We start from the raw sequence: 10090 nt of genomic DNA, 5'->3' as shown, positions 1-10090 counted from the left end.
AAAGCCATTTAGATATTTATCGATTGTTCGTCGATCTACGCCCATATCCCTTGCTAATTTACTTTTATTAATCTTCATGTTTAAATGCTCCATTATTTGTTTAAAATTTGCTAAATCTGAAAGCCTATTGATTTTAAAATCTGTCTCAATTTCTAGTTGAATATGCATACTAACACCTCAGTATTAGTATGAAATGGAAGAGCATTTTTGTACATCTTTATTCAAGCAGGAATGTACATATTTAAATTAGCATTTATAACTCCCTTATGGAGAGCGATAATGGAAAATAGTAATGAGACATCAACAATAAGGTATCTATTAGAGAATGGAGCGGATCCTAATAAGACAAATAATCGTGGGATAGCACCAAAGGATTTACTTGAATAGTGTGATATGGAAATGAAAGACTATTAGTATAAAGAGCTTTAGCATTAAGGAAAGCAGGTTTAACTTTAGATTAAGCGAGTATCTTTGAATCAGATAATATTTTAAAACGATTTTGTAACAACCTATAGGAAATAGACGAAGGTGCATATGAGTTTAACTATTGAAATGTTTATTCCAATGATAAGTGAAACTATAGCAGATCTTTCGAAAGAAAATTATAACAAAATTGAAGAGGATGGTAGGTTGGGTAGAATAAATATTGATGATTTAAAAAGAGTAATAACTGAGTATGGCTGTGAAATAATTTCTTTACCGGATAGAGCTTTTAATCTAGCGGAAATTTACTATATTGCAGCAGAAAAACGACTTGATATTTATTTGCCTTTATGGACAAAAGAAGAAGGTAGAAGCGATTTGACTTTATCATTGTCAGGACAAAGAAATAATAATCAACTTAAAATTGAATTTAATGACTTGAGAGTCTTGTAAAGTATGAAATAAAAAATGAAGAATGGGGAGAAAACACAAAATATTAGTACTCTTCAAAGAAGGAATATAGTAAGGTTTATTTCTAAATACGGTAAAGAATAAAGCGGATATTGAACTTGATTTAACAAAATTTTAATCTGCTACACCTTACAGAATTTTAGATTTAGCTTTTTACTGCCGATGAGAAACCGTCTCTCTTATGGATTTGGCCAAATTATCTTCAAATCAATAATAGTTTGATGGGGAAACTACCCATTTAGTGTGGGATCGAAATATGATTTTGTTTGAATGGGTTGAAGTTCACCGACGCTAACGGATGAGGTATGGAAGAAATAAGTCAATACGAAGGAACAGAAGCTGATTATATTCGGATGCTTAGAGATGTAAAAGAAAGGCCCGACAATACTGATATGAATAAAGTTTACTAATATCAAAGAACAACAGGGTTTACAGGAAGGAAATCATTTCTATGAATGACATAAAACTAGAGGTTGAGGGATATTATGAAATTTTAAACTTGCATAAAGCTTTACTTGAGGCAAAATTTCATAAGGATCCAGATAATCTCGATGTTGCGGGTAGTCCTATTATTGCAAAAATCTGCAACAATATTGTAGACATGTTATCAGAATACGAAATAAAAGAAAAAGGAAAAGATTCATGGTGTGAATGGCGGAAGATTGAAAACCAAAATTTCTTTAAAGAAAGAACGGTAGAGAATGCCCAAAATGTGGCATGGGAGAAGTTAAGTTATAAAGAAAAAGAGTCGTTAACAAAAAGTATTTTTAGTCCATTTACCTTTACGGATAAAGATGTAATAGATTTTATAAAAACGGTGGATGGAAAATCTACATAAAAAAATAGCTGAATTTAACCCTTCCTGTATATCGCTTCCAGGTAGAAATGGAACTGCTTTATCTCGTGTATTTACTCCATGCTTCATCTTAGGGGAGCAGTATCTGAACCTAATGTAATAAAGGTCTATTTCATTATTCTTAAAGGAAAAGCCCCAACAATGCATTTCAAAATGTCATTGTTGGGGTTTTAGCTTTATACATTATAGATATTTGTTAATATTTAACATGGATTCCTATGCACTCAAGTATTTAGTTCAGGATTTGAATTGGAAATAGTTGGAGGTTTTGTGGTGCCTAACATTGTGCGTCCAAATCAATTTTCAGTGCAGCTTTGTTGTCATTTAAATGAAGATGGTAGCATTGTGGTGGATGAGGCAGGGCGTACGTCACAAGAAAATGTTTATGCAGCGGTGGGAACTGCTAAATTAGGCCGGTCTTCATTAATAGTAGCTGTTGCTGAAGGATATAAAACGGCAATAGTAGGGTCTAATCATAACTAAAAGCATATTATATCTTCAAGATTTATATTTCTTATTTCTACAAAGGGAGGAAGGGATTATGTCAATTGTTCATGTAACAACCAAGAAGGAATTAAAAGAACAATTAAAAACTAAAAAGATGGTGTTAATAAGTTTTTGGGCTGAGTGGTGTGGGCCGTGTAAAATGTTCGCGAGGGTTCTTAATCAACTCAATGAAGAATGCAATGGTAAGGTGAAAATTGTAAGGGTGAATATTGAAAAAAGCCCAGAGATTGCAGCGGAATATAAGGTAATGGGCATTCCTCATACTCGATTGATTATTCATAATAAATTACGCGAACCAATTATTGGATATGTTCCTTTTGAAAACTTAAAGCAAATGATTGGCATTTGATTCGCCAAACACGAAGAAACTTGATTGCATAATTTATTGGTAGAGGACCAGCAGAATAGTTCTTTCTACAGTTTACTTAAGATTTTCCGATTTTCGGGAAGAAGGCACTTGTAACATTAGAAATACCGTCATTAATAAAATGAGGGGAATATTTTTCCTTCATCATAAAGTGATTGAATCCGTTGATACATCAATGTTTGTAAAAGGATGTTAGTCAAATACGATACATTCAATTTGTTTAATTATATACGAGCTCATGTTATAATGAGGAACTTAAGGTAATGAAGACTTTTCCTTATAACGGAACGGATGCCAAGAAAGCCTCCGCATAGAGATAAAATATAGAGGTGTAAGAGATTGAATAAAAAATGGACGATTGATAAAATTAAAGAATTTGTTGAGAATAATTCGGAAAGTAAGTTGCTAACGACGGAATATCACGGTTTTTCTCAAAAGTTACTATTTAAATGTGCATGTGGTAGCAACTTTGAAAAAACATTTACAAAATTTAAAAATAAAAATCAACGTAAATGTGACGTCTGCCAACCACCAAAAGAGTCACGCTAAACGAAGTGCCAAAAGAGAAGTTGGCGTCTTGATTAAAATCACCTCATACCTATTTCTTTATAGAGATGAGGTGATTTTTTATGGACATTAATATTATTGAAATATTTCTAGGTGTAATTTTATACCAAAAGAAGATAAAGGTGTGTTAATGAAATATAGATGAACGCACTTTTTAACATTTGATGTAAAAACAGATGGGGTTACTGTAACTGAAATTAAAGAGTGATTTTCAACGATTGGTGCTTTCCTTCAAAAAGGGGTAGAGCCATTTTCTTCTTAGACTAACAGCGCAGATTAGTCCAAGAAAAAATTATAAAGTAATATAGATTTATTTGTGGTAAAATATGGTTATATTTGCGAATTAAAGACAAATGAAGGTTTTTATATGAAAAGGAAGTTAATCTTCACTCTTGGTTTAACAGGAGTTTTAACATTAACATTTGGTTTTGCAAAAGACTTGCAAAGCATAAAGGTATCAGCAGAAGAACAAACAGACATTACTACGGTTATAACAAAAGAAGAACAAAATACGGTGGAAAATCTGTCAGCTAAAAAGGGATTTGTACCACAAGATAATGGAACAGGTTTCTTTTTTATAAAAGGGGAGCCAATTGAAAGAAAGGATATTACCACTGTAATCACAGCAGAGGAACAAAAAATGGTGGAAAAAATGTCCGTTAAAGAAGGATTTGTACCACAAGAAAATAGAACAGGTTTCTTTTTTATAAAAGAAAAATAATTGTTAAAATAAGGTTGCATTTCTGTTATAAGCAGGAATACTTTTTCACTAACGGGGGCGATTGTTCAATTTAAGCAATCGCTTCTTGTGCTAACGGCGCAGTTTAGTGAAAGAAGGACTTAGAATATTGTTGCGATATGGACACAAAACAATGGAGGGAAGTAGTATGTTTATAGTTAGAACAGCTATTTTATGGATTATTATATCGACGATCATTAATGCATATTTAATGACATTACCCATACCGGTTTTACGAAAAAGAGATTATCCAGCTAATTATCTCATTAAACGAAATAATAGGATAGATAGTCAAAACAATAGGGAATGTGCAGCATTTTCAACAGCATATGTGTTGCGTCATTTTGGAATAGAGGCAGATGGTGAAGAGTTATATACTAATTTTCCTAGTAAAGTGAGGTCAGGTAATGTATATCCAAAGGGAATCCGTACGGAGTTAAGAAAAAAGGGATTTAAAACAAACTATTATAAAGGAAATATAAATACATTAAAGTACGAAGTTAGTAAAGGAACTCCCGTAATTGTCTTTATTAAAGTACAAAAGGATCGTAATAATTTGCATTTTGTCCCTGTCGTAGGATATGACAGGGAGTATTTCTACCTCTCAGAATCATTAAGGCAACTGGTGAATTGTAATGATGATAACAATAGCTATAATCGAAAAGTTCCAATTAATGAATTTAGGAAATTGTGGAATGTGAAAAATATTAATATGCCTCTTTATAGCAATACTTACATAACCGTAGACGCCATACAGAGCTAATGTTAACGACGAAGAATTTTATCTGGATGCATGGAGAAAACATACCAAAAATTGTTGGAGTCTTATTAGTTTTCAATAATCCGGAACTTTTGTTGAAGATACTTTTACTCTGGCTAGTTGTGCTAACGGGCGCGTTGATCCAACAAGGATTTACGCTTTTTTTGTTGAATTTTATTTACGAAAGGGGCAGGTCTGTTGAGGTGGAGTATAATGTGTTTTCTTTTTTTGCTAAGTGTTGTTATCTCGGGAATTGTAAGTGTTGTCGGTTTTGCATTCACTAATATGACTACGATTTCATTCGACCCTACAGGTGACCATTTTGTTGGAGGAAATGGAAACCCAGGCTTAATGTTTGTTATGTTTCCGATGTTAATTATTCTTTATTTTTTCTTTGCAATGATGTTTGTTTTTGAAAAGTTGCATGAACGTTTTTCAGCGAAAAGGGAACTATTTCAAGCCTGTTATTCAGGGGTGTTTGTGCTGATTTTGGGAATGACGATTTACCGAATCGTTTCATTTCGAAATGAAATCAATCCATATTTTGAAGACGAAATATCCTATTTAAATCCTTTTTCTAATCATTTATTTTTTAACTTCTGGACGTTTATAGCCTGCCTTTGTGTTTCAGGATTTTGCTCATTTTATTTAAAGAGAAGAATGTGAAGATATGTACTTAAACTTTCATTTTCTGGGGTGTAGCGCTGGTTTGGCTACATGGATGTCCAATGGGGGTGTTTTAGTTGAATAAAGCCCATTTAATCAATTAAACTTTTTTATAAATATCTCATACTTAGTTAACCATCAACTAAAAGCTAAAGCACGGTTGTCTTAGGGTTTTTTTGTGCTTTAAGAAATTGAAGGAGATGGATCATGGACGATTTTAACAGAATAAGAAAAGCCCCAATACACACCTTTTTCTAAAGTGAATATTGGGGGTTAGTTCAAAATTAATTTTTGATTTTACTACTAACGTTTATTTTCATTTTGAATATTACTGAAGTCTACTTCCTCAGCGAACTCTTCTCTGTTTTTATTTTTACGCTCTCTGTTAGCATTTTGATTTTGATTCTGCTGTTTTTTGTTGTCTTGAGTTTTATTATTTTTATGTTTATTATTACCCATTATCATCTCACCTCCACCATTAGTGTGAGTGAAAGATGATTTTTTATCCGCATAATTTTACAATTAAATTTTAGATGTAGTTTTATAATAAAGACTGATTGTTAATAATATCCTCACATTTAATTTTGAAAAGAGACAGTAAAGTTTTTTCTAACTATTTATGGTCTTTTTTATTGTTATTGCAAATAGTATTGGATTTGTATTCTTCAAAAAAGAAAAGTTTATATTTTGGTTCTTTCACAATATTTATACTAGCAGGTGTATTTGGTGGAATCGGCGTTATACTAGCACTATTTATTATTCGTGATGCCTTTGCAGTGTTCTATGGGGGGAATATTGCCTACTATTTGCTAATAAATAGTCTTATCATATTTCTTCTTGCAATTTTAGATATATAAAGAAATAATTGGCTCATCACCAAAAGTTGTGGGTGACATTTTTTAAGACGTATGCCTTGTATATAAGTTGATTGGAGTGGAGACTGGGCGACTCCTTGGGGATCAGCGATAGAGGAACGAAGGCTAAAACCATCACGTCCTGTGATAACGCCTTCGTGACCAACATCCTGTTGCCCCGAGACCCTGGAGCGAGCAGGCAGAGGAACGAAGGCTAAGAGCATCACGTCCTGTGATAACGCCTTCGTGACCAACATCGTGTCGGCCCAAGCGGCTCATCGGACGCCCCCAGGAAGCTCTGCTCTGCGCGAAAGCGAAGCGTCAGCGGCAAATGTTTTATCTGTGCGAAAGCGAAGCGACAGCAACAAATGTTTTCTGTAGCGAAAGCAAAGCGACAGCTACAAAGCGCTCAGTCGGAACGGAAATCAACCACACGTTATGGTGATGAGCCAAATAATTGCTAAAGGAAATGCTGTCTCCGAGTAATCAATATAAAGTTCTTAGTGAGGGGGCCAAGTTGTTTATTATTTGATATATTTGTATCCTTCTATACATATGGACAAAAAAAAGTAAACCGCCTCCGCCTTGCAAGCTGTGAGTAGGTTTACTGTCTTCTTTAATGATTGAAAGTACGTGCTTTTATTTACATAATAGAATTTGGCGTAAAAATGATTGCTTTTTAGCAATGCATCGATCTGCTATCACAAAACCTGCATCTTCTATCAAGTCATCAATTGTCTCAATTGTAACAACCACAACTTTATCGGCAATCCGGCGAGCTTGTTTTATAATATCAAATTGATCTTCGATTGATGTATGCGTAAATAAGTTATAAGGTAAATCAATTATAGCGACATCATAATGTTCCGTTACTTCTGAAATTGGACCTAATGTAATGTTACCTGTTAATCCAAAATAAGTGATGTTTTCTCGGGAACCTTTGCAAACATTGTAATTAATATCTCGCCCTTCAATATTAATTCCCATGGAAAGGGCTTCAATTACTACTGTCCCTATACCACAACAAGGGTCGATTGCACGAATATTTTGAGGCTGGGGAACGGCGATATTCGCTACAGCGCGAGCAACTCTAGTGCTAAGTGCCGTTGAATAACTGTTTGGCTTGTGTAAATGTTTAAGCCAAATGGATTCACTCTTCATATGTTTTCCAAAATACCATATTCCATCTATTAAAATCATTCCAAATACAATTTCGGGAAGATCTAGGTCTGGTTCTCCCTCAATACATAATCCTGTCTCGCGTTCTATTAATCGACGCTCTGCCTGAGGAATTTTCTTCGTTTCACCTATATCCATATTATTTAAACAAACCACTTTAAAAGTTGCTTCATTTATGTTCATATCCTTCACCAATGTCTTGATGTTCTCTAAGCTATTATCTGCATATAGCACTTCAAGTCTCTCTTGTATAAAAGGGCTACGGCTTGGATCAATTTTAACATTGCTTATTATATAGTTTGATTGGGAATCAAGACTAAAAAATGAACGCATCTCCATTCTACATAAATCGTATTCGTCAACATGATGTACATATGTGTATATAAATTTACTCTTATTTTGTTCGTTACTCAATTGACTATCATCCTTTTATATTGTTGTTCACTTGATTTCACTAAAGTTAATAAAAACCAAATGAAGTTGTTTATTTTGTAATCGTATCATAGGTGTCTCTATCAAGCCACTCGATATCAGTATCGAAATTAGATAGTATTCAAATAGTGAGGAGGTCAATGCCTAAAGAACGCTACCCAATTGTTGGTTTTCGTGAAAAACTAACAATAATATATTCAGCAGTTATGCATTCTGCCATCACGTTATCCTGTTAATTGGTTGCAAGGGAGATTGTGGATCATGTACTATCGGAAGAATTAGGTAGTTGTAGACTATCTCGGTTTTATCCAGTAATTGGGTGGAGGACTTTATCCCGTATTAACTGACCCGTAACGATCGCAACCTTAAATTTTTCACTATAACAATCACCAAGTCAAACAAGCAAAAGGTATTAATCCTGTTGCTTGTTTTTTTTGTTATGCTTGATTGCTAAATGTAATGAGAAACTAATCGCAACGAACATTATTACAGAAAAAGCAACCGAGAACGTAGCTTTATAGTAGATTGATGTAATAAACATGACGATCGAACTAATGATGATGGCTACACGTAGTAATATATCTGTTCTTTCACTTGGATTAAAAAAATCTTGAAGAATAGCAAAGAAATAAGCTATTCCGAAAAATACAAGATACTCATAAACAAACACAGGTTTTACATAATCCGGAATGCCAAAATAAATTATTTTAAATATAAAAATGAGTAGTATTACATATTTTGAATATTTGCTAAAGAAGTTTGACAAAGTATCATCTCCTTTCAATACTTATTCTAAAAAAAATAGAAATTTTTGCTATGAGCATTTAGTTTCAATCTAAAGGGATTTTTCTGAAAGGTGATGGTATTTATCTCCGGTACTTCATTTTTTATGGAGGAAAACAGTGGAAATAATTTGTAAGAGAAAATAAGATAGAAAGAGACATCTAATAATTTCTAGGATTTTTCCATTAATTTCAGGGGGTGTGAAATGGTTGTAAAAGAAGATATTTTAAATAGAAAGGGAGCTAGAAAGGCTAGCGATATCCCTAATGACGTTTTAACGTTGTTGAATCAAGGCCGAATCGAGAGTGTTAATTTAACGGAATGGCAAGCTGTTAACCATATTTCTTTAGTCAAAAATGTTCTACCATCAATGGGGCTAGAAGAAGAGTTAAAAATTATTTTAACTGAGATAGAGAAGCAAAAAGTCGAAACGGGAATGAAGGCTATACGTTTAATAGGTAGTTTATTAGACACAGTCAAGGATGAAAGTTCGATTAAAAAAGAGGATTTAATCAAAATATGCACTCAACATGTATCTGATAGTGTCCGATGTTGGGCAGCATTTATGAATAAGAACAATGATCACACTTTAGAAGAGAAATTGTCGTATATCCGACCTTTCGCAGCAGATCATCATTTTGGTGTACGAGAAATTGCTTGGATGTCAATTAGGGAAGACCTTTCAGAAAATGTTGAGAAAAGTGTAGACTTGTTAACGGAGTGGGCGAAAAGTGAAGATGAAAACATTCGTAGGTTCAGTTTAGAATCAATCCGTCCTCGCGGGGTATGGACAAAGCATATTGAAAGATTAAAGGAAGAACCACAAATCGTACTTCCTATTCTAAATTTGCTAAAATTAGATTCGTCAAAGTATGTTCAAGATTCTGTCGGCAATTGGTTAAATGATGCTAGTAAAACTCAACCAGAGTGGGTAATAAACCTTTGTGATGAATGGCAAAAGGATTCTCCAACTAAGGCAACTGAGAGAATTATTAAAAAAGCTCAAAGAACAATAGTAAAAGGGAAATAACGTTTGTACAAAATATATAATCAAAACCATCCTTTTAAATAAAATGGACCCATTATGAATGGACATTTTAAAACTGAAGGATGGTTTTTAAGCATTATCTCCCAAAAGGATTGTCAATATAAGGGCCCTTCCGCGCTGGAGGAGAATATCCGCGGAAGGAGAACAAATAGCAAGCAAAACAGGTGAATCTACTTGAAGAGTGAGGACTTTCAGCAATCGCGGATAGCACAAACATCACAAATTTTTCTGCATATGATAATAAGGAAGCGTTTTCATTAATTAATATAGAAGAAAGTTAATTTAATTCCATTCAAATTGGAAACAATATAGAAGGAAAAGTTGGTTGCAAAAAAATTGTAAAAATGACGGGGTTAAGTTGGTTCGAATTGGCATGTTTTATCGCTAAAATTGATTACTTAAATCCTGTACTTTAGATGATTTAAGCTAGTTCAGACA

At 33.5% G+C, this 10090-nt stretch carries 16 protein-coding genes and 1 pseudogene; 13 read left to right on the top strand and 4 right to left on the bottom strand.

What is annotated here, in order from left to right:
* Positions 1–168: pseudogene (locus ACVWXS_RS15335) on the bottom strand (IS21 family transposase); the annotation flags it as partial.
* Between the two features lie 63 nt (positions 169–231).
* Between ACVWXS_RS15335 and ACVWXS_RS15330 the strand changes: the two are divergent.
* The 9 genes from ACVWXS_RS15330 to ACVWXS_RS15290 all read left to right on the top strand — a co-directional run bounded on the left by ACVWXS_RS15330 (position 232) and on the right by ACVWXS_RS15290 (position 5356).
* Positions 232–387, top strand: coding sequence for an ankyrin repeat domain-containing protein (locus ACVWXS_RS15330; protein WP_456958882.1), 156 nt, complete (start codon positions 232–234; stop codon positions 385–387).
* Between the two features lie 147 nt (positions 388–534).
* Positions 535–876, top strand: a complete 342-nt coding sequence (locus ACVWXS_RS15325) for a DUF7668 domain-containing protein (RefSeq protein WP_456958878.1) — start codon at positions 535–537, stop codon at positions 874–876.
* 469 nt (positions 877–1345) lie between these two features.
* Entirely contained in the window at positions 1346–1732 is a 387-nt protein-coding gene (locus ACVWXS_RS15320) for a hypothetical protein (protein WP_456958877.1), read from the top strand.
* A gap of 291 nt (positions 1733–2023) precedes the next feature.
* The gene (locus ACVWXS_RS15315) at positions 2024–2233 is read left to right on the top strand and encodes a hypothetical protein (protein WP_456958876.1); all 210 of its coding nucleotides are present in this window, start codon (positions 2024–2026) and stop codon (positions 2231–2233) included.
* Between the two features lie 58 nt (positions 2234–2291).
* Positions 2292–2606 (top strand): thioredoxin family protein, encoded by a 315-nt coding sequence (locus ACVWXS_RS15310; RefSeq protein WP_427522530.1) that lies wholly within the window; start codon positions 2292–2294, stop codon positions 2604–2606.
* Positions 2607–2963: 357 nt separating this feature from the next.
* Positions 2964–3173 carry a hypothetical protein gene (locus ACVWXS_RS15305; RefSeq protein ID WP_368637669.1) on the top strand — a complete coding sequence of 70 codons (210 nt, stop codon included), beginning with the start codon at positions 2964–2966 and terminating at the stop codon, positions 3171–3173.
* A 385-nt stretch (positions 3174–3558) separates the two neighbouring features.
* Positions 3559–3912 (top strand): hypothetical protein, encoded by a 354-nt coding sequence (locus ACVWXS_RS15300; protein WP_456958875.1) that lies wholly within the window; start codon positions 3559–3561, stop codon positions 3910–3912.
* A 166-nt stretch (positions 3913–4078) separates the two neighbouring features.
* Complete coding sequence (locus ACVWXS_RS15295) at positions 4079–4693, top strand: cysteine peptidase family C39 domain-containing protein (protein WP_456958873.1); 615 nt, start codon at positions 4079–4081, stop codon at positions 4691–4693.
* A gap of 210 nt (positions 4694–4903) precedes the next feature.
* Positions 4904–5356, top strand: a complete 453-nt coding sequence (locus ACVWXS_RS15290; RefSeq protein WP_456958872.1) for a hypothetical protein — start codon at positions 4904–4906, stop codon at positions 5354–5356.
* Positions 5357–5659: 303 nt separating this feature from the next.
* Here ACVWXS_RS15290 and ACVWXS_RS15285 read toward each other — a convergent pair whose 3' ends face one another.
* Positions 5660–5815, bottom strand: coding sequence for a hypothetical protein (locus ACVWXS_RS15285; protein WP_175401775.1), 156 nt, complete (start codon positions 5813–5815; stop codon positions 5660–5662).
* A 179-nt stretch (positions 5816–5994) separates the two neighbouring features.
* On the opposite strand from ACVWXS_RS15285, the gene ACVWXS_RS15280 reads away from it, so the two are divergent.
* From ACVWXS_RS15280 to ACVWXS_RS15270, 3 genes are all read left to right on the top strand, one after another.
* Entirely contained in the window at positions 5995–6213 is a 219-nt protein-coding gene (locus ACVWXS_RS15280; protein WP_456958871.1) for a hypothetical protein, read from the top strand.
* 71 nt (positions 6214–6284) lie between these two features.
* Positions 6285–6428 carry a hypothetical protein gene (locus tag ACVWXS_RS15275; RefSeq protein WP_456958870.1) on the top strand — a complete coding sequence of 48 codons (144 nt, stop codon included), beginning with the start codon at positions 6285–6287 and terminating at the stop codon, positions 6426–6428.
* A 28-nt stretch (positions 6429–6456) separates the two neighbouring features.
* Complete coding sequence (locus ACVWXS_RS15270) at positions 6457–6591, top strand: hypothetical protein (RefSeq protein ID WP_456958868.1); 135 nt, start codon at positions 6457–6459, stop codon at positions 6589–6591.
* Positions 6592–6849: 258 nt separating this feature from the next.
* On the opposite strand, the gene ACVWXS_RS15265 is transcribed toward ACVWXS_RS15270, so the two are convergent.
* On the bottom strand, positions 6850–7803 hold the full coding sequence (locus ACVWXS_RS15265) for a TRM11 family SAM-dependent methyltransferase (RefSeq protein WP_456958867.1): 954 nt from the start codon (positions 7801–7803) through the stop codon (positions 6850–6852).
* Between the two features lie 430 nt (positions 7804–8233).
* The gene (locus ACVWXS_RS15260; RefSeq protein ID WP_423489928.1) at positions 8234–8587 is read right to left on the bottom strand and encodes a hypothetical protein; all 354 of its coding nucleotides are present in this window, start codon (positions 8585–8587) and stop codon (positions 8234–8236) included.
* Positions 8588–8809: 222 nt separating this feature from the next.
* Between ACVWXS_RS15260 and ACVWXS_RS15255 the strand changes: the two genes are divergently transcribed.
* Positions 8810–9634, top strand: coding sequence for a DNA alkylation repair protein (locus tag ACVWXS_RS15255; RefSeq protein ID WP_456958866.1), 825 nt, complete (start codon positions 8810–8812; stop codon positions 9632–9634).
* Positions 9635–10090 lie beyond the last annotated feature (456 nt).

Source organism: Lysinibacillus sp. TE18511 (assembly GCF_054062295.1).
The sequence above is the reverse complement of the archived record's forward strand: the minus strand, read 5'-3'. Positions and strand labels throughout refer to the sequence as shown.